Origin of the sequence: Maribacter spongiicola, from assembly GCF_052119685.1 — a bacterium.
Classification (GTDB): Bacteria; Bacteroidota; Bacteroidia; order Flavobacteriales; family Flavobacteriaceae; genus Maribacter; species Maribacter spongiicola_A.
This window is the reverse complement of sequence record NZ_JBGQOO010000002.1, coordinates 369,914-395,953: the sequence shown is the minus strand read 5'-3', so window position 1 is coordinate 395,953 and position 26,040 is coordinate 369,914. Positions and strand designations below refer to the sequence as shown.

Annotated in this window: 25 protein-coding genes; 13 read left to right on the top strand and 12 right to left on the bottom strand. The window is 35.3% G+C overall.

Features of this window, described 5'->3' with window-relative positions; genetic code table 11:
• Positions 1 to 54 precede the first annotated feature (54 nt).
• The 6 genes from ACEN2N_RS05975 to ACEN2N_RS05950 all read left to right on the top strand — a co-directional run bounded on the left by ACEN2N_RS05975 (position 55) and on the right by ACEN2N_RS05950 (position 4,602).
• On the top strand, positions 55 to 477 hold the full coding sequence (locus tag ACEN2N_RS05975) for a hypothetical protein (RefSeq protein ID WP_441823462.1): 423 nt from the start codon (positions 55 to 57) through the stop codon (positions 475 to 477).
• A 218-nt stretch (positions 478 to 695) separates the two neighbouring features.
• On the top strand, positions 696 to 1,325 hold the full coding sequence (locus ACEN2N_RS05970; protein ID WP_441823461.1) for a hypothetical protein: 630 nt from the start codon (positions 696 to 698) through the stop codon (positions 1,323 to 1,325).
• Positions 1,326 to 1,507: 182 nt separating this feature from the next.
• Positions 1,508 to 2,617 carry an alpha/beta fold hydrolase gene (locus tag ACEN2N_RS05965; protein ID WP_441823460.1) on the top strand — a complete coding sequence of 370 codons (1,110 nt, stop codon included), beginning with the start codon at positions 1,508 to 1,510 and terminating at the stop codon, positions 2,615 to 2,617.
• Between the two features lie 187 nt (positions 2,618 to 2,804).
• Positions 2,805 to 3,347, top strand: coding sequence for a hypothetical protein (locus tag ACEN2N_RS05960; RefSeq protein ID WP_441823459.1), 543 nt, complete (start codon positions 2,805 to 2,807; stop codon positions 3,345 to 3,347).
• 171 nt (positions 3,348 to 3,518) lie between these two features.
• Positions 3,519 to 4,004: a hypothetical protein gene (locus ACEN2N_RS05955; RefSeq protein WP_441823458.1), complete on the top strand. Its 486-nt coding sequence runs from the start codon at positions 3,519 to 3,521 to the stop codon at positions 4,002 to 4,004.
• A 52-nt stretch (positions 4,005 to 4,056) separates the two neighbouring features.
• A complete protein-coding gene (locus ACEN2N_RS05950; RefSeq protein ID WP_441823457.1) occupies positions 4,057 to 4,602 on the top strand; it encodes a pyridoxamine 5'-phosphate oxidase family protein in 546 nt (181 codons plus the stop codon).
• Between the two features lie 26 nt (positions 4,603 to 4,628).
• Here the strand turns inward: ACEN2N_RS05950 and can are convergent, their stop codons facing one another.
• Positions 4,629 to 5,270 (bottom strand): carbonate dehydratase, encoded by a 642-nt coding sequence (gene can / locus ACEN2N_RS05945; protein ID WP_424000687.1) that lies wholly within the window; start codon positions 5,268 to 5,270, stop codon positions 4,629 to 4,631.
• Between the two features lie 334 nt (positions 5,271 to 5,604).
• On the opposite strand from can, the gene ACEN2N_RS05940 reads away from it, so the two are divergent.
• The 6 genes from ACEN2N_RS05940 (at position 5,605) to ACEN2N_RS05915 (ending at position 10,620) form a co-directional block, all read left to right on the top strand.
• Entirely contained in the window at positions 5,605 to 6,003 is a 399-nt protein-coding gene (locus ACEN2N_RS05940) for a VOC family protein (RefSeq protein ID WP_441823456.1), read from the top strand.
• Between the two features lie 25 nt (positions 6,004 to 6,028).
• Entirely contained in the window at positions 6,029 to 6,661 is a 633-nt protein-coding gene (locus ACEN2N_RS05935) for a DUF7079 family protein (protein WP_441823455.1), read from the top strand.
• A gap of 50 nt (positions 6,662 to 6,711) precedes the next feature.
• Positions 6,712 to 7,614, top strand: a complete 903-nt coding sequence (locus tag ACEN2N_RS05930; RefSeq protein ID WP_441823454.1) for a sterol desaturase family protein — start codon at positions 6,712 to 6,714, stop codon at positions 7,612 to 7,614.
• Between the two features lie 132 nt (positions 7,615 to 7,746).
• Positions 7,747 to 9,015 (top strand): NAD(P)/FAD-dependent oxidoreductase, encoded by a 1,269-nt coding sequence (locus tag ACEN2N_RS05925; protein WP_441823453.1) that lies wholly within the window; start codon positions 7,747 to 7,749, stop codon positions 9,013 to 9,015.
• A 66-nt stretch (positions 9,016 to 9,081) separates the two neighbouring features.
• Positions 9,082 to 9,717: a DUF998 domain-containing protein gene (locus ACEN2N_RS05920; protein ID WP_441823452.1), complete on the top strand. Its 636-nt coding sequence runs from the start codon at positions 9,082 to 9,084 to the stop codon at positions 9,715 to 9,717.
• A gap of 111 nt (positions 9,718 to 9,828) precedes the next feature.
• Positions 9,829 to 10,620 (top strand): hypothetical protein, encoded by a 792-nt coding sequence (locus ACEN2N_RS05915; protein WP_441823451.1) that lies wholly within the window; start codon positions 9,829 to 9,831, stop codon positions 10,618 to 10,620.
• A 128-nt stretch (positions 10,621 to 10,748) separates the two neighbouring features.
• Here the strand turns inward: ACEN2N_RS05915 and ACEN2N_RS05910 are convergent, their stop codons facing one another.
• The 4 genes from ACEN2N_RS05910 to ACEN2N_RS05895 all read right to left on the bottom strand — a co-directional run bounded on the left by ACEN2N_RS05910 (position 10,749) and on the right by ACEN2N_RS05895 (position 14,961).
• The gene (locus ACEN2N_RS05910) at positions 10,749 to 11,993 is read right to left on the bottom strand and encodes an amidohydrolase family protein (RefSeq protein ID WP_441823450.1); all 1,245 of its coding nucleotides are present in this window, start codon (positions 11,991 to 11,993) and stop codon (positions 10,749 to 10,751) included.
• 13 nt (positions 11,994 to 12,006) lie between these two features.
• Positions 12,007 to 13,437, bottom strand: coding sequence for an amidohydrolase family protein (locus ACEN2N_RS05905; RefSeq protein ID WP_441823449.1), 1,431 nt, complete (start codon positions 13,435 to 13,437; stop codon positions 12,007 to 12,009).
• 34 nt (positions 13,438 to 13,471) lie between these two features.
• Positions 13,472 to 14,239 (bottom strand): CDP-alcohol phosphatidyltransferase family protein, encoded by a 768-nt coding sequence (locus ACEN2N_RS05900; protein ID WP_441823448.1) that lies wholly within the window; start codon positions 14,237 to 14,239, stop codon positions 13,472 to 13,474.
• 128 nt (positions 14,240 to 14,367) lie between these two features.
• On the bottom strand, positions 14,368 to 14,961 hold the full coding sequence (locus ACEN2N_RS05895) for a YdeI/OmpD-associated family protein (protein WP_441823447.1): 594 nt from the start codon (positions 14,959 to 14,961) through the stop codon (positions 14,368 to 14,370).
• Between the two features lie 133 nt (positions 14,962 to 15,094).
• Between ACEN2N_RS05895 and ACEN2N_RS05890 the strand changes: the two genes are divergently transcribed.
• Positions 15,095 to 18,490, top strand: a complete 3,396-nt coding sequence (locus tag ACEN2N_RS05890) for a ThuA domain-containing protein (RefSeq protein ID WP_441823446.1) — start codon at positions 15,095 to 15,097, stop codon at positions 18,488 to 18,490.
• 68 nt (positions 18,491 to 18,558) lie between these two features.
• Here ACEN2N_RS05890 and ACEN2N_RS05885 read toward each other — a convergent pair whose 3' ends face one another.
• The 7 genes from ACEN2N_RS05885 to ACEN2N_RS05855 form a co-directional block, all read right to left on the bottom strand.
• Entirely contained in the window at positions 18,559 to 19,026 is a 468-nt protein-coding gene (locus ACEN2N_RS05885; RefSeq protein ID WP_441823445.1) for a GAF domain-containing protein, read from the bottom strand.
• 1 nt (position 19,027) lies between these two features.
• Entirely contained in the window at positions 19,028 to 19,672 is a 645-nt protein-coding gene (locus ACEN2N_RS05880) for an alpha/beta hydrolase (protein WP_441823444.1), read from the bottom strand.
• 106 nt (positions 19,673 to 19,778) lie between these two features.
• Positions 19,779 to 20,384, bottom strand: a complete 606-nt coding sequence (locus ACEN2N_RS05875; RefSeq protein WP_441823443.1) for a YkgJ family cysteine cluster protein — start codon at positions 20,382 to 20,384, stop codon at positions 19,779 to 19,781.
• 148 nt (positions 20,385 to 20,532) lie between these two features.
• The gene (locus ACEN2N_RS05870; protein ID WP_441823442.1) at positions 20,533 to 21,648 is read right to left on the bottom strand and encodes a DUF2914 domain-containing protein; all 1,116 of its coding nucleotides are present in this window, start codon (positions 21,646 to 21,648) and stop codon (positions 20,533 to 20,535) included.
• Positions 21,649 to 21,755: 107 nt separating this feature from the next.
• Complete coding sequence (locus tag ACEN2N_RS05865; RefSeq protein ID WP_441823441.1) at positions 21,756 to 23,363, bottom strand: M1 family metallopeptidase; 1,608 nt, start codon at positions 23,361 to 23,363, stop codon at positions 21,756 to 21,758.
• Positions 23,364 to 23,381: 18 nt separating this feature from the next.
• Positions 23,382 to 24,713: a M28 family peptidase gene (locus ACEN2N_RS05860; protein ID WP_441823440.1), complete on the bottom strand. Its 1,332-nt coding sequence runs from the start codon at positions 24,711 to 24,713 to the stop codon at positions 23,382 to 23,384.
• Positions 24,714 to 24,879: 166 nt separating this feature from the next.
• Positions 24,880 to 26,037 carry an MFS transporter gene (locus tag ACEN2N_RS05855; protein ID WP_441823439.1) on the bottom strand — a complete coding sequence of 386 codons (1,158 nt, stop codon included), beginning with the start codon at positions 26,035 to 26,037 and terminating at the stop codon, positions 24,880 to 24,882.
• Positions 26,038 to 26,040: the final 3 nt, after the last annotated feature.

Below are 26,040 nucleotides of genomic sequence, written 5' to 3'. Positions count from 1 at the left end.
TAAAATGGAAATAAACGTACTGTGGTACGTTTATTTAATTGTTAGCAAATATTAATGACCAACGAAGAATTAGACAAAATCATTAAAAAAATAGAGCAGGAATACTCTGAATCCGATGCCTATTTTGACTCTGAATTTAATGAAGATTTTGGATTTGCTAAAGGGAATAAATCTGGTTTGTTGCTTTACGCTAATGAATTTCTAAAAGCGGTTAAGGAAATTGATAAGAGAACATTTGACGAAGGAGAAATGGAAGTGTATAATCCTAATTTTGATTGGATAGTTGGAATTGATAGCAATCCCTTTCAATATATAAAAATTACAAAAAAACTTAGTGGAGAAATTAAACCTGAAAAGCAAACGGAAAAGGAAAGCTGGAAAAGTAAACTGTTTGGAATCGGATGTGTAGTTTCTCTAATTTTTGTCGTGATTTTTAGTGTAATTGGAATGACAACCTTTTTTAAATGGATATCTTAAAATAACATTTGCTAACACGACCTATAAACAATACGGGCTTCGGGCTTAATCGAAAGGTTTGTGTATTTTTATGAAGTCCGCAAAATCTTTGAAATTTTGCTTTAAACAAGGAAAAGAAAAAACAAAACTAAATGATTTTGCTATGTGCTTGGCGGAAAGCAAACGCTAGTTTGCCCCCGTACTGTATATAGCTCAGTCGTTGGCAATAATTAACCAGAATGAGAATAACAAATCAGCAAAAGAAAGAACTTTCAAGTATATTTAATGAAAATGAACTTAATTTACTTGATTTTGAGGTTTCAGGTAGCTATCAGGAGTTTAAGATTAAATTTAAGTTTGATTACTTTTCTTTTAATATTATAAAAAAGGATAAAGACGAATATCAAATCACAACACAATCGATTGATAATACAAATGCTGGAACATCCGTTACGAAATGGGACAGAGTAATATATCGTTTTAAGTTATGGTCAAAACAAATAAGTTCTGAATTAAACACACCAAATGGTTGGGAAACATTCGAGAACGAGAATTATTTAAATGCAGATTATGATGATTTAAATAAGTCCTTTTCAAAGAATGAAAAAGAATCAATAAGGCAAAGTCTTAAGTATATTAAGAAAAAGGTTAAAACCTTAGATATTTCTGCCGACACACTAAAAATTATTGAGCATAAACTGGATGAGTTGGACACCAAAGTCGATGATTTGAAAAAGTTCGATTGGAAATCTTTGTTCATTGGAACTATAGCAAGTTTAATTATGACATTAGGCATTCCACCCGAATCAGCTGGAATGTTATGGGAAATGATTAAAAGTTCGTTTAATGGACTAAAACTTAAAGGTTGAATATAAAATAACTATTACCAACACCGTTTAAAAACAATTTCGGTTTAATGCTTAATCAACAGTAGTTGCGTGTTTGTTACCTCTGAAAAACCTTCAGAAATTCCTCCTATACAAACTTGCAACTATTCTTACACAAGTCCGTTGGCAGTACTATTTAAATCAGGGTAACTAATTGAAAACTTATGAAATTATTAAAAAAAATAGGAAAATGGGTTCTCATCTTTTTGGGAGCAATTATTGGGATTCTTTTAATACTACTTTTAATAATTAGAATCAATAGTTCTGGGAAAGAAGAGCCTTTTGTAGACGAAAATGGAAATGTGCTTACCAATAGTATTGCAATGCACAAGAATATGATGATTAATGGTGTACCGCAAAGAATTACCATTAGAGGAAAAGACAAGAATAATCCTGTACTTTTAATTGTACACGGCGGACCAGGGGCGCCAATTTTACCAGTAATTTATAAGCTGACAGGAGTTGATTTAGAAGATTTATTTACGGTATGTTATTGGGACCAAAGAGGGGCTGGATTAGCTTATAATGACAGTATACCTAATTCATCAATTACCTTAAGCAATATTATAGATGATGGCTTACAACTATCAAAGTATTTAAAAGAGACTTTCAATAAAGATAAAATTTATATTGAAGGTTTATCATGGGGCACAGCTGTAGCTGCTTATATGGTTCAAAAAAAACCTGAGTTATATCATGCCTATATAGGTAGTGGTCTTATGGCAAATCAATCGCTTTCTGAAGAACTATCTTATGATTTCGCAATGTCAGAAGCCGAGAAATATAATGATACTCTTTCTATTACTCAATTAAAACAAATAGGTAGACCACCTTATTCAAATAATGTAAACAATACCGCAACGGAAGCTTTTGAAATAGAACGAAGTATCGTTATGAAATATGCACCTTTACAATTAGATACCAATTATTCATTTCTTAAAGATATGTTCATGGATAATGGCTTGACGTTTAAAGAAAAATTTACCGATATGCTGAATAGTCCCGAATCTTATTATCCAGCCTCCAAAATTCTAGAATCAACGGCAATTGATATGAATTTAATGAGGGATATTCCGGAATTTAAAGTGCCAGTTTATATATTTCAAGGCGATAATGACCATTTTACCGAAACATCTGTGGCAAAGGCTTATTTTGATTCCATTGTTGCACCATCTAAAAAGTGGTTTTTATTTGAAAATGGTACACACGGAGTACAACTAGAATACCCAGAAAAATATCGTTCACTATATATTAATGAAATATTGAAAAAGTAAATGTTTTATTATCTCTATAATCTTTTTGGTATTGGATTAATTGATAAATCGTTTAGATTAAATAGTAATTCATAAGTTCATGTGCATACTATTGAAGACGGAGTTAACTATTTAGTTTTAGTAAGTTTTAAGTAGTAAATAAGGCTTTATGAATTGATAACATTCTAATACTAACCAAACTTATAAAATGAATAAAAATATCATGGAATTTTTCAAAGAGATACTCACAATTATAGTTGGTATTTTAATAGCACTGTACATCAACAATTGGAATGAGGATCGAAAAGATGCAAAATACATTAATAAAATATTTGTATCAATGGATAAGGAATTGAAAGAAAGCAATGACGATATCAAGAAAAAAATGCCACAACAGCAAACACTTATCGACACTTTAGGTTTTTACAAAAAGAATGATTCAATTTCTATTTTCGATGTAATGATTAAAGTCAATGGAGTTCAAATACCTCAAATTAGAATTAGTTCTTGGAAAGCTATTTCTAGTTCAAAAATCGAATTATTGGAATACGATAGGGTTTCCGCTTTGGCAAATATTGAAGAGCAAAAAGAGTTATTGTTATCAAAAACTCAATATTTAATGAATTTCCTTTATCCAAATATAAAAGACACCAGTTTTGACAAAAAAGAACTTATAATGTTTATGATGAAGGATATTATGGTTACGGAAAGAGATTTACAAAAGGAAATTGAGGGGGTTATTCAAGATTAATTGACTACTTTTTTAAAAAATTTATCATTGAATTTTAAAAATCAGGTAGAAGCAGAACGGAAAAGCCAGTTGCTTAAAATTATCATTGAACAAAAAGATATTCAAAAAATAATTAGGGAGTAAGTCTTATGATTTAAGCGTTTATTCTAATTTTTAGTAAAATAATAAAAAATGAAAATTACTCAAGACTGGAAAAAGATAAGAACCCATTTCAATAAGAGTTTTAGTTCTAATTTTCATATTTCAATAGCATCTGTAGATGCGGAGAACAACCCGACTGTCACGCCAATTGGTTCGTTGTTTTTGAATGATAATCAATCCGGATTTTATTTCGAAAAATTCCCAAAGAAATTACCATTACACGCAAAAACGAATAAAAATGTATGTCTTCTTGGGGTGAATAGTAGTCGGTTATTTTGGCTTGGAGCATTGTTCAAAGAAAAGTTTTCAGACTATCCCGCCATAAAATTATATGGTGAGCTTGGCGAAAGAAGATTAGCGACCGAACAAGAAACAAAACGATTGAACCGTAGAATGAGAATGACTAAAGGTCTAAAAGGAAATACGTATTTATGGGGTAAAATGGAATATGTACGTGATATAAAATTTACTAAAGCCGAGAAGATTAATTTAGGAAAAATGACAGCCAGTTTATGATAACCTTTTTAAGGGTAGTAAATTAGGTCGATCATCAATTAAACAAGAAACCATGGGAAAGAAATTAGATGCTATCACTCCCGCATTACAAGAATTCATAGAAAACCAGAAGATATTTTTTGTGGGCACAGCAGCCGCTGAAGGCAATGTAAATGTCTCGCCCAAAGGCACAGATTCTTTTAGGGTGATCAATCAGAGCAAAATTGTTTGGTTAAACCTTACGGGTAGTGGTAATGAAACTGCAGCTCATTTGTTGAAGAATAATAGAATGACCATCATGTTCTGTGCTTTTGAAGGTAAGCCCATGATTTTAAGATTATATGGCGAAGCCAAAATATATCATAAACGTGACAGTGTTTTTAATCACTTTTCTCAACTGTTTCCTGAAAATATAGGGGCAAGGCAAATAATTGAAATGACTGTAGATTTAGTGCAGACTTCTTGCGGTTTTGCGGTTCCGTTTATGGATTTTAAAGAAGAGCGAACAACCTTAAATGATTGGTCTGAAAAACAAGGAGAGGATAAAATTGAAGCGTATTGGAGTAAAAAAAACACCAAAAGTATTGATGGATTTGAAACCAATATTCTTGAAAATTAATGATTCTATTCGTAATCAAACTATAGTCATATAATCCCTAGTTTATAGAACTCTTCTAATTGAGAATTACAGCTAAAATTAACCTCTAAATCTTTTACGATTCCTGTACCTACACCATATACCCAGCCATGTAAATAAAGGTCTTGACCTCTTTCCCAAGCGTTTTGTACAATCGAAGTTTTAGCTAGGTTATACACCTGCTCCATAGCATTAAATTCGACAAAACGGTCAAAGACTTTCTCTTCATCGGTTATGTCTCCCAGCTCTTTTTGATGTTGTCTATATACATCTCTAATGTGGCGGATCCAGTTATCTGCCAAGCCGTAAGACTTGCTTCCCATAGCAGCTTTTACGCCACCACAACCATAATGACCACACACGATAATATGTTTAATTTTCAGCACATTTACCGCGTAGTCTAATACACTCAACATGTTCATGTCTGAGTGCACTACCATATTTGCAATGTTTCTATGTACAAAAACCTCACCTGGTATTGCTCCGATTATTTCGTTGGCAGGTACGCGACTATCAGAACAACCGATCCATAATAATGGCGGTGACTGACCTTTTTCCAATTTCTTGAAATAATCGGCATCGCTATCTAATTTAGCAGCTACCCATTTTTTATTATTATCGATCAAGTTTTTATAAAAATCTGATGTCATATTCTTTTCTTTAAACTATGCCGGCGCTCTTAATAAACTATTCTGTATTTAATATCCACAAACTTTTCTATTCAGAAATGGAATTCAAAATTAGCATTCCATATTTATGTGACGATATCCTTCTCATAGTAAGTAATTATTAAAGGTAAGCTCTTCCATAGAATTATTATGAAAAATAAACACTGAGTAAAATATTCTTGTATCAATAATTCACGAGATGGTTAATAAGAGGTCTAAATAGCAGATTTTATTCCCGCCACAATCCATTAAAACCATATTTCAGCGATAACTAATTTATAAGCGGTATTTTTAATATCCATAAAAGTAGAATACTTTGAAACAGACCATAGCACGTGTAGCATTAGTAGTCGGTGATTACGATAAAGCCATTGCATTTTACACCAAGAAATTAGATTTTAATCTGATCGAAGATACCGACTTGGGCGATGGTAAGCGTTGGGTAATTGTAGCTCCGCCAGGGTCTAAAGAATGTTCGTTAGTATTGGCAGAAGCAGATGACGAAAAACAATTGGCAAGTGTAGGCAACCAGACTGGTGGTCGTGTTTTTCTATTTTTATACACGGATGATTTTTGGAGGGATTATTACAAAATGATGGAATGTAAAATCAAATTTATTCGGTCTCCAGAAAAAATGCCTTATGGTATGGTTGCTGTTTTTGAGGATTTATACGGTAATAAGTGGGATTTATTAGAACCTGTTCTACAAGAATAGAGGTTTTAATGTGATAGGAATTGAAATGATAAAATATCTTAAAAGTATATTCAATTTTAAGGGGCAAATGCCTTTAACAGGCTTTAGTACTTCTAAGAATATTTTTAGATCTAAAAACCTTTTATGCGGTATCGGTAAATCTGAAATAGGAGAAAAGGAGATAGAAATAAGCGAGTATCCTTTTGAGCCATCGATTGCATACCCAACAGCGGTTATTTCTGCAATGGATATTGAATGCATGTCGGTTGATTTTACAGTGTGCAAAATTCATGTCAAAGATGATATCATTTTTGTATCGGCAGAGTATAAAGAAAAACTGAAGCAGTTTGCCGAAAGTAACAATATTAGACTTATGCCTCAAAGTTGGAATTGGGATTGGATTCTAGAGCATTATCTAGATACCGAATTTACCAAAGAAAACGAAGAACGTTGTCTCGCGAGACTCATAGAAAACGGATTCACATCTCTAGAAGTAGATACGATTAGGGCAGAAGTAAAAGACCAGATGTACGCCTATAATTTTGATACCATGTTGTGGGATTGGTGTAGCTTAGGTTTGTCTGATGTTCTTTCTGCTATGCGCGCTAAATATTCAAAAGAAGAGTTTAGAAAGTTTTATAAGAGAGCACTTGAGATTGAAAAACGAAAAAATATGTAAGTCAACCTTTTGTAATTAATCTTTATCTTTAAAGAGACTAATTACAAGCCATGCAAATTCCTGAAATCCCCAATTTAATACACTACGCCATTCCGTTTTTTACGGTAACTGTAATTCTAGAAGTTATTCTATCAGTAAAGTTGAAACTCCATGACTACGAGTTTAAAGACGCCGGTACTTCTATTATTATGGGTTTGGGCAATGTGGCAATTGGTTTGGTAACCAAGGGCATTGCATTGGGCTTCTTTTACCTGTTGTATAATTTTTATCATCTGTTTGAAATTCCCTTTGCATGGTGGTCTTGGATCATTTTACTTTTCGCAGAAGATTTATGCTATTACTGGTTTCATAGAACTAGTCATGTTAGTCGTTTTTTTTGGGCGAGTCATGTAGTGCATCATTCCTCAAAAAATTACAATTTAAGCACCGCATTACGACAGTCGTGGTCTGGCGGATTTTACACCTTCATTTTTTGGACTCCGTTAGTTCTTATTGGTTTTCACCCGGTAATGATATTGGTACAGATGTCGGTAAGTCTTATCTATCAATATTGGATCCATACCGAAATGATCAAGAAAATGCCCAGCTGGTTTGAAGCCGTTTTTAATACGCCGAGTCACCATAGGGTTCACCATGCAACCAATCCGCAGTACTTAGACAGAAATCATGCCGGAGTATTTATTATTTGGGATAGGATATTTGGAACCTTCGAGCCAGAAGATGAAAAGCCTGTTTATGGTTTGGTAGCGAACATTGATACATATAACCCTATTAAAATTGCCTTTGCAGAATGGTACCAGATGCTAGGCGATTTCTTCACATCAAAAACCTCATTGGTAAATAAGTTTAAATACCTAACTAAACCACCTGGGTGGAAACATGACGGTACCAGTATTCTTTCTACAGATTTAAGAAGAGAGTGGGAAGAGAATAACAAATCTGATGCTTTGTAAATAACTGATTTAATGAAGGTTGTATTTTTTAGAGATTCAATGAATATAATGTTATTGCCTAAGTCAAAAATGCTGGTGTGTAGCATTAAGTACCTTTCTTAAACGAAATATAAAATCTTTTAAAAATCAATTATGATACATGAAAAACAAACCATTGCAATTTGTGGAGCTGGTATCGCAGGGGTAGCAACAGCATACTATATTTTAAAAGAAAGAAAAGATTGTAAGGTAATATTGATTGATAAAAATCAACCACTATCATTTACCACAAGTAAGTCTGGCGAAAACTTTAGGGACTATTGGCCAGAGAAGAATATGCGTCAGTTTGTTAGTGATAGCATTGAGTTAATGAAAGAACTCAAAACTGAATATGGAGACGACTCTTTTGAAATGAAAAATTCGGGCTATAACTTTATTAGTCACGATATTGATAATCCTATTTTTGGTTCTGGCGACAAAGAAAGTTCTACTAACTATTTAGAAGAGTATACAAACACGACTGAAATTCAAAAAGACTTTCCTTATCTCGATAAAAAAATAGAAAAGATAATTCGTATAAAGAACGCGGGTAAAATTGATGTGTATGATTTGGGTACCTTATTGCTAAAAGAAGCAAAGAATATGGGGCTTAAATTGGTAGAAGGTAATATTGTAAGTATCGAAAAAAGCGCAGCTAAATTTAAGGTTGTACTAGACTCAAACCAATCGATCGATGCTGATAAAGTAGTCATTGCTACAGGTCCTTTCTTAAATACCATTGCGAATATGTTCGGATTTCAGTTTCCTATTTCGAACACCTTGCAACGAAAATTTATCATACCAGACCCCAATAAAATTATACCTAAAAACATGCCTTTTACTATTTATGCCGATAAGCAATATTTAGATTGGTCTGAAGATGAATTGGAGTTTTTTAAATCGGATGAGAAATACAAATGGTTGTTGAACGAATTCCCGGGCGGTCTCCATATTAAACCAGAAACAGAGGGTATTAAATTGGGTTGGGCATTTCAAACAGAAAAAAGTGAACCTTCATTTGATATACCGGGTTTCGAATTTTTTCCGCAAGTTGTATTGAAAGGTGCCAGTCGTTTTATACCTGAATTATCAGCTTACGAAAATGATATTCCAACACCATTAATCGAATATGCAGGGTATTATACAAGAACCAAAGAGAACTGGCCGCTTATTGGGCAAACTGAAGTAGACAACGTTTATGTAGTGGGTGCACTTGCCGGGTATGGTACAATGAGCGCCTGTGCAGCAGGTAAGTTATGTGCTAGTTATATTTTTGATAAGCAAGATTTACCAGAATATGCCGCAAATTTTAACCCTTTACGATATGAAAACGATGAAATTGTTAAAGTAATGAATGCGTTAGATAGCGACGGTCAGCTCTAGAATATTTTTAAATAATGTAACATTCTATACACGCTGTCGTCGAACAAGCAACCAATCAAAGACAGAATGAATAATAAACTAGTAGCGTATATAGGTATTTTAGGAGTTAGCTTGTTTGCAATTGCCGCTATTGTAGGTCCGTTATTAATTGATGATTACAGTGTAGTAAGTCAATATATTAGTGAATCTTTTGCGTCTGATACTGCATATGGTTGGTATTTACAGTACTTTGGATATGTACCTAGCGGAATTCTTATAACCATTTTTTGTTTCAGAGCTCCAAACTATTTTCCAAGTTCCAAATTAATAGTATCCGGATTTTTCGGATTGGCATTATTCTATGGATTAGGTTCTGTACTGGTCGGATTTTTTCCGTGTGATGCAGGTTGCCCAACAGACGTTATAGACTCTAGCCTATCGCAATTAATACATAATGCCATGGGGTCGCTAACTTATATTTTTCTACCGATATGTATTTTCGGCGTCGGAGTGGGATTAAAGAAAATGGAAGGCTATTATAGATTATCTCAAATAGCAATGGCTACGGCTATAATCAGCGGAATTTTTATATTCATCTTATTCTCCAATCCAGAATCAGATTACCGCGGAGTTTTACAACGAGTTATTGAAACTTCATTTATAATATGGATTATTTCTAGTGCATTGACCATTAAAAACTATGTTTCAGTTACGTCTAAATAGTTTGCAAAAAATTGATGGTTTTATTCTACATTTATCTACTTTAAAAAATCTAAAAGTTCCTTTCTTACAGCTTACTTTTAAAACTATTGTTTAAAACATTTATCATTGAGTATGAAAAATTTTGTGTTTTATTTCTGTGTTATTTCTAGTTTTTATGTAACCGCACAACACGGAAATTTAGACGGAATGTGTTTTAAGTTAGTGAAAGATCAAAAGGAACTAAATCATTGTCTGCAAAATAATTCTGCGACAGTAGAACAATTATTTGATGCACTCCCAAAAATTCCATTTTATAAATATGGGTTCTCTGCTGAAACTAATTATGAAGAAAGAGTAAAAGATAAATCATTAACAGTTTTTTATCCCTCCCATATCAATAGCGGTGAAAAGTATGAATTGAAGATGAACATACCAACTTATAAAAATAGAGTTGAAATGGTGGTTACCTTTACTGATTTAGATGTAATGGATGTTTTAGGTTATGAAGAATCGCTTAAAGTAAAAGAAGAAACTAAAAAGATGTTTGAAAGAATTGGGCAGCCTATTCCAGCAGATATGGACAATATAAAATATGAATCGCAAAGAGTTAGAATGATTAATTTTCATAAAGTTATGTATGAAAATGCTAAAAAGACAAACATTGATTATTTACCTAGTGAAGGAGCAGGATATATAGTACCCGATTTAAAATTGGCGCATGTTGAATACCCTTTTATTAGTTATAATGATGTAGATAAACAGGTTTCTTTTGCTTCTACCTATGCTGATAGATACAGTTTTACAATTACAATGAAATACGTTGAAGAGATACACTCTTGCAGTTCAGCAGCAAGTTATTTAATTGATTATTTGTCTCAGATAGATTTTGCCAGTTTAGATAGAAATATTTATTTCAATAAATAAATTCGATTAAGAACATTATTTGCTACAACTAGAGCATTGAGCAAAATCGAAGTGCAAGCATTGCATCTTAAATTAGAAATGAATGAGTTTTAAAATTTTAATTTTTCCTAACTCCTAACTCCTAACTCCTATTTTTTATAAACCACCCCATCTTTCATTACAAAAGACACATTTTTAACAACTGAGATATCTTGAATAGGATTTCCTTTTACGGCAATAATATCAGCTAGAAATCCTTTTTTTAAGCTTCCTAATTGATTTAAGTGAAACATACTGGCATTACCAGATGTTGCAGATTTTAAGACGGCTAATGGCTTCATGCCGTAATCGACCATTAATTCCATTTCACGATAATTTTCTCCGTGGGTAAAAACACCCACATCACCACCAAAAACAATTTGTACACCAGAATCAAGAGCCATTTTAAACGACTTACGTTTTTGCTGTATACGATCAGGTTCAGGGTCGGTCGCCTTGTTCCAACCTTTGTATTGTGTGATTGCATCACCAGCGGCAAGGGTAGGGCATAGACCGATTCCTTTATCTTTCATCATCTTAAAAATTTCAGGTGTACCACCATCACCATGCTCAATAGTTTCAACGCCACCGAGAATTGCTCTTTTCATTCCTTCGGGAGTACCGGCATGGGCAACAACGTATTTTCCTGCTGTAGTAGCGGTCGCAACCATAGCATTAATTTCTTCTTGTAAAAATGTCGCTTTAGAATCGGCTCCGGGTGTCCAACGATAATCAGCATATATTTTTATTAAATCGGCACCGTTACCCATTTGTCTACGAACCGTTTCAATGCATTGATCAACTCCGCTTGCTGCTTCAGCACCTAATGGTACAGTTACACCGTCATGAAATCCTTTTGGGCCGTATGCTCCTGTAGCAACAATGGCAGGACCGGCAACCAATAATCTTGGACCGACTATGATTCCGTCATCAATAGTTTTCTTCAAATATACATCAGTATAACCGGCACCTTCAGCACCCAAATCTCGCATGGTGGTTACGCCAGCCATTAAAGAATTCTTTACATGAACAGTACCTCTAACGGCTCGTTCAACAGGCGATTCTTTTAGCACCTGATCATTCCAGTCCGTTTCGTTGTACGGGTGTAATAAAACATGCGAGTGACCTTCGATAATGCCGGGCATTAAAGTGCTGCCAGCTAAATCTATTTCTGTGGTGTTTCTCGGTAGTGTTATTCCGTTGGCATTTCCTGCGTAAGTAATTTGATTTCCTTCCACTAAAACCACCCAATTGGTATGTAATTCGGCGCCGTCAAAGACTTGGTCTGGTTTTAAGAGTGTTTGAGCAGAACATAGGCTTACGGTGAGTAAAAAGAAAGATAATAATGCTTTCATAAAAGTAGTTTGTTTAGTTGGCAATGGCAGAATTTAATAAGTTGTCTAAATCAGCTTTGGTATGTTGATTTCCATTTGAAAGCACCATAAAGATGTCTTGGGTGCTTTTAATATCTCCTAACGGATTGCTATTGAGTAAAACAATATCAGCAATTTTACCTTCAGTAATTGTTCCGTAATCAGCATCTTGTTTTAAAAATTTAGCACCGTTATAAGCGGAAGATTTAAGAGCATCTAACGGAGAAATTCCAATGGCGACCATAGCTTCCATTTCTTTATGTAATGAAATACCAGGATACGTATAACTGTTATATGCTCCGCTATCTGATCCTGCCAAAAGCGAGACTCCGTTTTCATTCAATTTAAGTGCAAGTCCGCCGAAAAAATTATCAAGTGCTTTACGGTCTGTCACCTGTTTTTCGGTCGAATTTTTTACACGGTCAATTCGACCTTTATACGTTTGTTGAATTCCGACACTCATGTATTTTAAGTAGTCATCTTTAGTATGGTCAACTTCATCTAAATAGCTGAGCACCTTACCAATATGCAGGGTAGGTACTACAAATACATTTTTCGATTTTAAATGCTCGAATGTTTTTAAAGCGGTCGAGTCAGAAAATGAAGATTGGAGTAGGGGCATGGCATCCCAAAATCCGATCTCATTATTAATAAATTGTTGTGTGATTTCTTTCTCTTGAGAAGAAGAGCCTTTCATAATATAATACAAATGTTCTACTGCATCAATGCCAGCATCAATAGTAGCTTCAAGTTCCACGGTAAAAGGCATATGACCAGATGTTATTAAATTTCGTTTCTCGGCTTCCTGTATCACCTTTAAGTAATTCTCACCCGAAATACGGCTATCATAAATTTTCACAAAGTCTGACGGTATAGCTTGTAAAGAATCTAAAGCTTTAGAAATATCTTCATCATTATCCACTTCTAAAGAACCGGCCCAGGTACCATTAGGTCCGTCAATCTTAGGTCCCGATGTAAAAATGGTAGGTCCTACGAGTTCATTGTTTGCTATAGCTTTTCGCCATTCTAGAACAGACGAGGTAAGATCGCCACCAGCATCGCGTACTGTTGTAATTCCGTTAGCCATAAAGAGATTCAAAAAGTTCTTGTTTGCGTTGATTAAAGAATCTCCACCTCTAAAATGTGTGTGGTTATCCCAAAAGCCGGGTACTATAAATTTCCCTTTTGCATCAATAACGGTCTTAGCTTCTATGTTAGTTAAATCAGCATCAGAAGTTATTTTAACAATTCTATTATCGGTAATTAAAATGTTGGAAATAGAAACAGAACCATCTTCGAAATTAATAAGATGACCATTTTTTATAATGACATCATAGGTGATTTTTGGTTCAAATTTACATGATAAAAGAAATGTTAAGCAACATAAGGTAAGGCACGTCTGTTTTAATTTAATTGAAATATTCATGTTGTTTTTGGTTGATTCAGAAAGGTAAAAATAATTACTTGTTTAATAATTGTCTGGTCAAGATAAAAACAAAAATTAGTAGACTATAACCTATAAAAAAGGGGATGATATAGGCTTTTAAACCCAATACTAAAAACAGCCCAATGAGTAATAATTGAAAACCAAGCCCAAATGTAGAGACTGCTGTCATTAACCAATTAGGTTGATACTTCCCTTTTATGGCATTCTTATCAAGACCATAAATTATACGATCATAAGGACCATAACAAAATGAGTAAATGCGATATAGTAAGTCTACCGTTTGTTGATTTTCACCGCGAAGGGCAGTAGGTGTTTTATTTTCAAATACCCTACTTGTGGTATCGCCATCATGCTTATTTCTTAAAATAACATAATAGTAATTGTAGAGTGTACCTTGTAATTCGAGTCCCACAAATGCTAAAAGTACCAAATAAATACTAACATTGGTAACATACCAAATAGAAAGCATGAAAAGCAGATTTAATATAAAATCTGAAATTGAATCAAAGTACCGGCCAATATGTGACGGGGTATTCTTTAATCGTGCTAGTTCACCATCTGCGGCATCAAGAATAGATTTTAGAACAAGAAAAAGTAATGCTGACCAATAAAATCCGTTCAAAATAGAAACTATAGCCAAAAGTCCGCAGAACGTAAAGGCCATGGTAACGTGTATTGGTGTAAATATGGTTGTTTTTAAACGGTTAGCAATTAAAAAAGCAAGAGGTCTACCGTAATCAGATAGATCTAAGAACTGATGTTCTTTAGGTAATTTAGACATGAAATACATCTTCGGGAAAACCAATAACGGAAACACGTTGGCTTGGTACACCACAAAAGGATTGCAAAAATAAGGTTTAATTAACAATTAGAAAAGTATGACTGTATAGGGAAATACAATGCTTTTAACTATTTCTTAGTTTGCCAACCACCACCATTTCTATATTTTATATTTTCAGCGCAATGGTCTATAATCTCATTGATTCTTTTAGTTTTAGTTTCTTGGCGCTTCGCTTGGTTTAAAAAGTACAAGTAGCTTTTACGTTGGCTTTGGGTAAAGTTTTTAAAGTTGCTAAATGCATCGGGGTTTTTGTCAAATGCAATTTGTAATTCTTCAGGTATTACTCCATTTTCTACATCGTCTAAAGAAGTCCAAGAGCCATTTTCCTTTGCAATTTTAATTGAAGCCAATCCTACAGCATGCATTCTTCCATTAGCTGTAAGCTTTTTTATGTGGTTTTTGTTGACTTTACTCCAAACACTTTTTGGTTTCCGTGGGCAAAAGTACTGTCTCCGTTTACCCTCGCCTAAGCTTTTTACCGTGCTATCAATCCATCCATAACAAAGTGCAACTTGTACAGCTTCTTCCCAACGCATACTTTTGTTTTCATGAGCTACAGCATAGAAAATGAGATGAACTCCCGAGTATTCAGAATGGTTATTGTGTAACCAATCTTTAAATTCAATGTCATTTTTAAAATAAAACTCGGGTATATTTAGCATAATAGTACTAAATGGTTAATTATCTATCATAAATGTACAATGATTAATATAAAGTATTGGTAAATAAAGTAACTCGCCCTATTTTTATAAATTATAAAATCAACTAAACAACAACAACAACAACAAATTACGTATGAAAAAAATCTTCATTGCGCTGCTTTTGGGCTTTGCGCTTAGTATTGTCTCCTGTGGTGGCAATAAACGAGAAGGAGAACCTAAGGTTTTGGTATTCTCAAAAACCATGGGTTTTAAACATGCATCGATTCCTGCCGGAATTGCTGCTATTCAAAAGTTAGGTACAGAAAACGGATTCGCGGTCGATACGACCAAGAATGCCGAACTATTTACAGATGAAAATCTAAAACAGTATTCTGCGATTATTTTTATGAGTACTACTGGTAATGTACTTGATCAATTTCAAGAAGCTGCTTTTGAACGTTACATTCAAGCAGGCGGAGGTTACGTAGGTGTTCATGCTGCGGCAGATACCGAATATGACTGGGGTTGGTACAATGACTTGGCAGGAGCTCAATTTTTGAGTCACCCAAGGGGAATGCCAACGGCAGATTTTATTGTAAAGGACAAGAATTTTGTTGCTACACAGTTTTTTACCGATACGGTGTGGAATAGAACTGATGAATTGTATAATTACAAAAACATCAATCCCGACATAAACGTTCTTATGACTTTAGATGAGTCAACATATGAAGGCGGTGCAAACGGAGATTTTCATCCTATAGCTTGGTATCATGATTTTGATGGTGGGCGTGCTTTTTATACAGGTGGCGGTCATGCAGATGCCAGTTTTACCGAAGATTTATTTTTAAAGCATTTGTTAGGCGGAATTCAATATGCCATCGGTGAAAACTTAAATTTAGATTATTCTAAAGTAACCTCACAAATTCCACCAGAAGCTGATCGCTTTGCTAAAGTTACATTGAGCGAAGGTCAGTTTTTTGAGCCTACAGAAATGGCTGTTCTACCTAACGGAGACGTTTTGGTAGCGCAACGTAGGGGAGAAGTAATGTTATACAATGATGAGACAAAAGCACTTAGCGAAGTGCTTAAACTTGATGTTTATAGCAAAACATTGAACACACCCGGTGTAAATGCGGAAGAAGGATTAATGGGTTTACAAAAAGATCCAGATTACGCCAATAACCATTGGATATACCTGTACTATTCACCCACGGGCGACAAGTCTGTAAATCGTTTGGCTAGAATGAAATTCATTGATGGTAAATTCGATGTAGCGTCAGTACAAGTAATTATAGATGTAGACAGCCAAAGAGAGATTTGCTGTCATACCGGTGGTTCCATAGCTTTTGGTCCAGATAACTTACTATATCTTTCAACAGGTGATAACTCAACTCCTTTTAATGAAAAAGACGAGAAGTATGTAAATAATGGGTTTGCACCTTTAAACGACACACCTGGTCATGAGCAGTACGATGCGCGTCGTTCTTCTGGTAATACTAACGATTTACGTGGTAAAATACTTAGGATTAAAGTAAAAGAAGATGGTACGTATGACATTCCCGAAGGAAACTTATTTCCGGTTGGTACAGAGAAAACGAGACCAGAGATTTATACTATGGGCCATAGAAATCCGTATAGAATATCTATAGATATGAAAAGGGGATATGTGTATTGGGGCGATGTTGGGCCAGATGCAAGTGCCGATAGTTTAGGTACGAGAGGACCAAGAGGTTATGATGAAATGAACCAAGCTAAAAAAGCTGGTAATTTCGGTTGGCCGCTATTTATTGGAGACAATTACGCCTATAACGAGTATAATTATGAAACAGGTGAAAGCGGACCGGAATATGATCCTGCAAAGCCTATTAATACTTCTCGTAACAATACAGGGTTAACAGAATTGCCACCTGCAATGCCTGCTTATGTGTACTATCCATATGCAAATACACAAGATTTTCCGCAAACGGGAACAGGAGGTAGAAATGCTATGGCAGGACCTACATACTATTCAGATATGTTTCAAGGTGATGAGAAACTGCCGAGCTACTATGACGGTAAAGTGATTATTTATGATTGGATGCGTGGTTGGATGTTCGCGGTACATTTAGATAAAAATGGAAATTTCAGTAAAATGGAACCATTTGCTCCTGAGGTTAAGGTAAATAGCCTAATTGATATGGAGGTTGGACCTAATGGTAAAATCTACCTGTTAGAATACGGTAGCGGTTGGTTCTCACAAAATGCGAATTCATCTTTAGGATATATCGAATTCAATGGCGGAAATAGACCACCATTAATCAATGAGGTCACCGTTAGCGAAACAGCAGGTAAAACTCCGTTGACCGTAAACGCTACAGTAGAAGCTAGTGATCGTGAAAATGATGCCATAAAGTATCTATGGGATTTTGGAAACGGTGACACCAAAGAAACTAATGATGGAAATGTAAGTTATACCTATGCAGATGCCGGTGTTTATAAGTTGAAAGTAACCGTTGCAGATGATAAAGGAGAAGAGGCAATCAGCGAAAGTACAAGTATTGTTGCTGGTAACTCTAGACCAGAAGTTGCCATATCATTAGGTGACAGTGCACCAGCTTTTTACTTGCCAGGCCAGAAAATTGCCTATAATGTTTCGGTAACAGATGCTGATGGCACTGAAATCGACCCAAGCAATATTTTTGTAAGTGTTGATTATTTAGAAGGGATGGATAAGGTCGCCATGAATATGGGTCACCAACAAGTTTCTGCAGCAGTAACAGGGAAAGCGTTAACGCAGGCAATGGATTGTAAAACATGTCATAAAGAAGCAGAAGCTTCTATAGGTCCGAATTACAAAGATGTTGCAGCGAAGTACAAAGAACGTCGTGATGCATTGGCATACATACAAGGTAAAATTGTTACCGGTGGTACAGGAGTTTGGGGCGAGGTAACTATGCCAGCACATCCAAATGTTACATCAGATGAATCTAGACAGATTGCATTGTATATTCTTTCGTTAAACGGAGATGATAAAAAAGTAAAATCATTACCGGCTAAGGGAACAATTACAGCAGAGTCTTCTGCACCGGGTAATATGTTGGTATTGACTGCCAGTTATACAGATGCTGGTGCCGAAGGTACTATACCGTTAACAGGTTCTAAATCTGTCGTAATACCAAGTAGTACCGTAAAGTTCAATGACAAAATGAAATTGGACGGAATGCAAGCAATGCAGTTTGGGGGAATGGATCTTTTACTTATCGGTAAGTCTACAGGATGGTTTATGTTAGAAAACATGTCTTTAAAAGGAGTGAAATCTGTTTCGTTAACCGCAGGGTGGCAAGCACCACCTAACATGTACTTTGATTTCGAAATACATGAAAACACGGTAGACGGACCAGTAATTGGCACAGGTAAATTACCAGCTCAACCAGAAGGTTCTCAGGGCACTATGATAGCTATTCCGATTACAGGAACAGTTTCAGGTGACGGACCGTATTATATAACTTTTATAGGAGAAGAGGGTAAAGAACTTTCTCAAGTAGCATTAACAGGTGCTATTTTTAAATAGAACTCCGATACATTGAATTGAAAAGCCCGCTATATAGCGGGCTTTTTTTATTTTTAAAGGTGGATTACTTAGCTCAATTTTTTGCTTATCAATTCACCAATTTCCATAAGTAAATTTATCTCAGCTTTCGTAAAATCGTATGGTACAGGTTTAGCGATACCAATAGTTCCAAAAAGCTTTTCGTTGTGCATCAATGGTGCAGCTAATGAACCTTCTACTTTAGTATCTTTTGCCGATGGTATAGCTACTCCCGAATCATCAGTCTGTAGATTACACATTTCAACAGGTTTTTTACGCTCTGCAGCAATACCGGCCATACCTTTCCCAATAGGAATAGTGGACAACTTCGGAATCAAAAACTCAGGAATACCTACTTGCGATTGAAGCTGTAATAAAAAGTCTTTATCTAAAAAATGTAAAGTACCTGTAGAACATTCAAAATGTTCTAAAATTATTTTCAATAGAGTATCCCAGTTTGGTGTGTCCTTTGACAATTCAGTATGTATGGCTGCTATAATTTTTTTAGAGTTGGTCATTTTATTTTTTCTTAAGATTTTTCAATTCAAAATTAATGATTTCGCTGATTTCATCTGCTCTATCTACAATCATAAAGTGTTCTCCGCCTTCAATAAGCTTCATGGCAGTAGTACCTCGGGGCGGAATTAATTTATCATTTGTGCCGTTTATCTTAACTACGTTTACAGATTCTTTTAGATTCTGCCATGTAGTAAATTCTTGTAACGCCCATTTCACAAAGTTTAAATCGGTATCATCTAATATCTCATAAAACAGTTTAGCGTTTTTAGCTCCGATGATATACCTCGCAAGAAACCTGGGCGGATTGAATAGAGAAGCAGGTATAAGCTTCAAAATCCTAGATTTACCAATCCATTTATAGATGGGTCTTAATTCTCGTTTTGTTTGTGCGGAAGAAATAAGAATTACTTTATTCGGATGAAGTCTTTGATTGATTTCAGTGGCTATTAACCCACCAAAGCTTACACCAATCAGGGCAAATTCCTTCGAGGTGTCTATAACTGAGCTAAGCCTTTCAGAATAACTTTTAATAGATTCATTTCTATTAGGTATTATCCAAACAATGGGTATTATCTCAACATCTAAGGTTAAATGCTCAAAGACCCTTTTATCAGCGCCTAAACCACTTACTCCGTATACTTTCAAAATAGGTTATTTATAATGATACATTGCCACGATTCAAAGCAATAAAATAGTCGTTATTAATGTATGTATAAAAGTACGTTTTTATCTTTTTTTGAAGATAGATGTATTAAGCGACTTTAGTATATTTTGGTGGTTTACGGTATGCGTAATACCCTAATACGGCAAGAATAGCTTTCTCAATAGCAATTCTTATAGGGAACAATTCTATCCCTAAAGAGTCATCTATAGAGCGTAACTGAGTATAATAGTTACTAATTAAAGGATAGTTACTTTTTGAAACAATATGTGCATTAGCTTTAGCAACGGCCTCTGGTTTTTGTTCCTTTATAGGCTTACAAGTAACCAATGTAGGTATGTTATTTTTGTGCAACATGGCTGAAAATCCAAACAGTCTACAAATGAGTCCGCGGTGTGCATAATCAGAGCAAAAGCCTTTCGAACCCGGAGCAATAATTCTATTCAAAATAGGGCAAAGTTTATTGTCGCTATCATTTCGCAATTGTTCTAACCATTCTTCGGCTTCGCCATTTTTTAAAAGGTGGTAGGCTAGTGGTAAAAACTCTAACGCAGTAGCGTTAATGTCCGGTTTTAGACAACATAGTCCGCAATTAGCTACACATGCAAGTCCTGTAGATTGTTGAAAGGAGCCTAACTCCTTATCTAATTGGTAGAAAAGACGGTCTACCGCTTTGACTTTTAGGTATATTGACACATATTTATTTAAAGTTGCGCGAAGGTAATCTATGTTTTAATACGGTAAACAATTCATGAAAATTAAATAATTACAGGCATTTCATAAAAGATAAGTATGCTTTAATTTGCTGAATTTTAAACTGTTATAGGTAGATAATGATATTAAATTAGAATTTAGATGTTTTTAGTTTAAGGGCTTCGCCGTCTTGTCTAAGATTAATATGAAACCCGATAACCCCAAGAACCTGCTCTTCTTCTGTAAGAACCTGTACTTCCCATTCACCTGGCGTAACGTTGGCCTTATAGGTGTAACCTCTAAAGCCGCCATCTCTACCACCTGTAATATCATAACCAATATCTTCTATGGTTACCCATTCTTTGGTGTCATCATTGTATCTTCTCCATCGATGAAAAATTGATTTCTTTAAATCTGTAGGTGCGAATATTGAAGAAAATATATAGACCCGTTGATCTGGAATGTAGCTATAGTCTAATTTGTGCTTACGCCAAAATATATGCGATTCTTCAGATTCATAGGTTACCTCATATTTGCCATTTTTTAAAACGATATCATGAGCTACAATACCTTTGTCTAAAGCCAGGGGTACAGGTGGTATTAATCTTAAGAAGTAGAATAAATTAATAATACCGTAGATAGCCAATATAATGGCAATCATTTTGCCTAGCTTAATTTCTTTGCGAGTACTCGGACTTTTGCTATAGATAAATGTAAGAAGCACTAGGGTACTAACTAAACTAGCTGCGCCAGAGATTAAGAATATGGTGGTATTTAATTCCTTCAAGAAAACAGGAATCATAAAAGTGAAAAATGTGAAACTAATAAAGTAATAAACACCAAACTGCAGATATTTATTAGAGATTCGTTTTTTAAGAAATTCGTTGGCAATCAACAGTAAGACAAGAATTATAAAGAAGGATGCTGTTTTCGATAAGGAAACACTTCTAGAGAAGTAAATTACATATGCACTAGATAATCCTCCAAAAAAGAACTGAATTGCGAGTGGTAAGTACTCTTCATAGCGTTCTAAAAAGGTATTTTTCCATTTACCGTCGTCAACTAAATTATATAGATATAATGTAACAGATAACGAGGTCATATGCAGACATAAAACCGTTAGATCATACGTACGGTCAATACGACCTAATGTTAAGGTGTCAAAAATGAAACCACCAATAAAGAAAAGTATCGGTGCATATTTAGAATGCCTTTGAATAAAACCTCTAAAGGCACTATTTCTATATATAGCAAGCGTTTTTTTCATGGGTACCTAACAAATAGCTACGGCAAAAATACCCTTCTTAAAAAAGGAAATTGACCTGATATAATTTATGATGAACGCTAAAAATGAAATTATTAAGAAATGCTGTTTTAAGAATTGGTTTCTATATAGAAATTCGGATCTACACGTAAGGTTTTTAAATTCCCTTTTACTTTTTTCGACTGCCATTCTGTATTTGGCTCTAACCAAACGGGGGCGTCATCGATATATACTTTTATCGGAAGGCTAAAGTTACCTACAGTGTTCGTAAAACGATAAGATACTTTTTTACCTTTCACTTTATACTCGAAAACCGGAATCTTGGTCGTCCGTAAATATTGGTCGAAAAAAGGTTTTAAATCTCGCTTCATTTCTACCCCAATAAATTTTTCAATTTCATCTGTAGTTACTGTTTTGTGATAGAATTCTGAATTAAGTCCGCGTAAAATAGTTCTCCATTTTCTATCTTCATTTACCACTTGCCGCAGTGTGTGAAGTATATTAGAACCTTTATAATACATATCGCCGCTACCTTCATGATTTACATTGTAGATACCGATAATGGGTTTGTCATTTCTAATATTGTTTCGAATGCCTTGTACATAAGCATTTGCAGCCTCTGTACCATAGTGATAGTCTAAGAATAGACTTTCTGAATAGCAGGTAAAACCTTCGTGTACCCACATATCTGCCGCATCTTTATAGGTAATGTTATTTGCAAACCATTCGTGCCCCGCTTCATGAATAATGATAAAATCGAATTTTAATCCCCAACCGGTACTCGATAAATCTCTTCCTAAATACCCTTTTTGATATTGATTGCCATAGGTAACAGAACTTTGGTGTTCCATACCTAAATAGGGGACTTCTACCAATTTAAATGAGTCCTCATAAAAAGGGTAGGGTCCGAACCAATGCTCAAAAGCTTGCATCATTTTAGGGGCATCTTTAAAATGATCTTTTGCTTTCTCTAGATTATCTTTTAAAACATAATAATCCATATCAAGTCCACCTTTTTCTCCTTGATAAATTTCATCGAAATGTACGTAATCACCGATATTGACATTGACACCATAATTATTGATGGGGTTAGAAACAAACCAATTGTAGGTGTTTGTTTCTTTGTCAACACTTCTAAGACGCCCATTAGAAACGTTCATTAATCCCTTTGGTACTTTTACGCTAATGAGCATACTATCAACCTCGTCGTACATGTGGTCTTTATTAGGCCACCATACACTAGCACCTAAACCTTGGCAAGAAGTAGCGACGAAATCGTTGCCATTAGCATCTTTTTTCCAAGAGAATCCGCCATCCCATGGGGCATTAACTGCTTCTTTTGGGAGACCTGAATAGGTAACAACGACCTCATTAAACTCGCCTACTTTCTGAGGTTTGGTCAATTGTATAAAATGAGCATTTATATTATTCGTCACTTCAAGTTCGACACCATCTTGCGTCACTTTCTCAATGCGCAATGGTGGTTGTAGATCCACTTGTAGTACCTGATGAGGCTTTAAAACCTTATAGCGAATGGTATTACAGCCAGAAATAAATTTATCATCGGCATTTACATCAATATCTAGGTGATAATAATTTAAATCCCACCATTCACGTTCAGGGGTAATGCTACCTCTAAGCGTATCTTGTTCAGTAAAGGTTTGGGCTTGTGAAAAAGTGAATATCCCCAGAGTAAAAGCAACAAGTAGTTTGTTCATGTCTAATATGTATAAAGTCTATCTGAAAATTCCATTAGGAAAAACCACCGGACTCTCAAATCCGTTTTCGCCAACAGCAGAAACTCCGAAGAAAAAATTATCGATAACAATTCCCTCTAATAAGAATTCAGAAACATCACCAACATATCTACTATGATCCCAGGTAGGGGATGTGGTGTCCCTCCAATATATCTTATATCCTTTTGCGCCATCAACCTTACTCCATTGAAATTTAGCCGCTGGCTCAACAATACCACCTATTTTAACTGTTTTAGGTGCAGGAGGAGCCCAAGCAATAGATGCTAGGTTTATAGCGTTTACAGCCGTTAATTTAGCCGCGTACTTAAAGTTTACATGTTCTAGAACATCGCCATAAGCAATGCCATCTTCAACACGAATATCTTGATGTTGTTGTGTGTAGTTCTCATGAGCTTCCATAATACGAATACCAGGGAAACCCGCGTCGTTAAATGGTCTATGGTGCCCACCACGACCAAAACGATCTAAACGATAAATCATCATTGGGTTCATTTCTGGCATGTACTGTTTCACGTTTTTATGAACGTAACGCGCCAGTTGTCTAGAAATTCCATCAACTTCACCACCGTAAAAACGTCTTGCCTTACGCTGTTCTTCAGTTTCGGTCGGTGGTACAGGTTCAGAGAAAATTCTAAAATCTACATTACTAACCGTTCCATCGACACCGGTAATATTACCGATCATATCATTATTGAAAATACCGATCACTTCCCAGTCCTTATCTTTTGCGTATTGCGCAATACCGCCACCGCCGAAAAGACCTTGTTCTTCACCTGAAAGTCCCATATAGATAATGCTATTCTCGAATTTATATTTAGATAATACACGGGCAGCTTCAATAGTTCCAGCCATACCGCTGGCGTTATCATTTGCTCCAGGGGAGTCATCGGTGAAATTGGTAGGGTCGCTAACACGAGAATCGATATCGCCACTCATAATTATATAGCGATTAGGGTATTTTGTCCCTTTTTGAATAGCAAGTACGTTAACTACTTCTACATCTTTTATAATACGGTCGTTAGTACCTTTTTTAATTAAGTCTTTTTGAAAGAAAACTTTTAAACACCCATTACATTCGGCAGCTGTTTTTTCGAATTCGCTTTTGATCCAACGTCTTGCTGCACCAATGCCTCTTGTCGTTGAAACGGTATCGCTTAAGGTATGCCTAGTACCAAAATTGACAAGTTTAGTAACATCGTTTTCTATTCGTTCAGCAGAAACCGCATTGATAATGTCGTAAATACGTTGGTCGGTTTGCGCCGTTAATGTAATAGCTGAGGTTAGTAAGGTGAACAGTAATAATTTTTTCATTTGAATTTTTTTTATGAGTAAAGCTAGTATGGGCAATAGGTTTCTAAAATTAAGTAAAATATAGGGTTGAGCATAATTTCATGTATAAAAGTATAGGGGCATGTGGTATTATTTAAATTGGATTAAAATAGGTATTGAAATTAATAGGATGTGGTGAATAAGGATCTCAACTTTGAGTATTTCTGCTGTTTTTCTTTTTAGATAATAAAGAGGATACACCCAACAACGGACCGATGGCTAAAGGAATAAATAAAAGATGAATAGGGATGATCGATTGAAGTGATCCTAGAAGTTGAATACTAATAATAGTAATGGCAAAACCAATACAATTTATGAGTGTAAGTGCAGTGCCTTTTAATTCGGGTGCCACGGCTGATGCCACCAAATTTGAGAATTGAGGCGAATCTGCTGTTACAGCAATGCCCCATAAACACCAACCTGCCAAGAATACATATATTGGAAGTGAAAATAGAAGCGGAGAAATTAAACATAAAAATCCTGATGCTATTAAAGCTATTAATGCTACTTTCTTACTGCCTATACGTTGCGAAAGTATGCCGCCATAGGCGCAAGATAATCCGCCGAGGGCAATTACGATTCCTGACCAAAGTGATACAGAAATAGCACTACTTGATTGAATGGCAAAATATTGAATAGCAATAGGTGTAAAAGCCCAAAATGCATAGAGTTCCCACATGTGACCGAAATAGCCAAATGCAGCTTTTTTGAATTCGAAATTTTTAAAAAGCTTCGGTCCTGCATCAAATTTTAACGTGGCACTTGCCACTCGATACGGACCGTTGGGTACGAGTAAGAAGAGTAAGAGTCCGCCTAACGCGGTAATACCAGAGGTCAACATTATAACCGTATCAGGATGATTAGCTATGGGACTCCCTTTAATTAAAAAAGGAAAAGCCGTACCTAAAACTAATGCTCCAACTAAGAATCCCAATGCTTTACCGAGTCCTTTTTCATAATAATCTGCAGCTATTTTCATTCCTACGGGATAAATACCTGCTAAAAAGAAACCCGTACTAAATCTAGCGAAAAGTAACTCGCCCACATTTAAATCAGGATAGATCAATGTCAGATTAGAAACGGATGCAAGAAAGGCACAAATCATAAATACTCTAGAAGGAGAATACCGATCGGCAATCATTAAAACTCCAAATATTAGGGTACCGATGATGAATCCGAATTGTACCGAAGAAATGACATGGCTAACAATGTCCGGACCAAAATCTAACTTTTTTGTCAATGATTCTAATATCGCGTTCCCTGCAAACCAAGTTGAGGTACAGGCAAACTGCGATAGAATAATCATGGG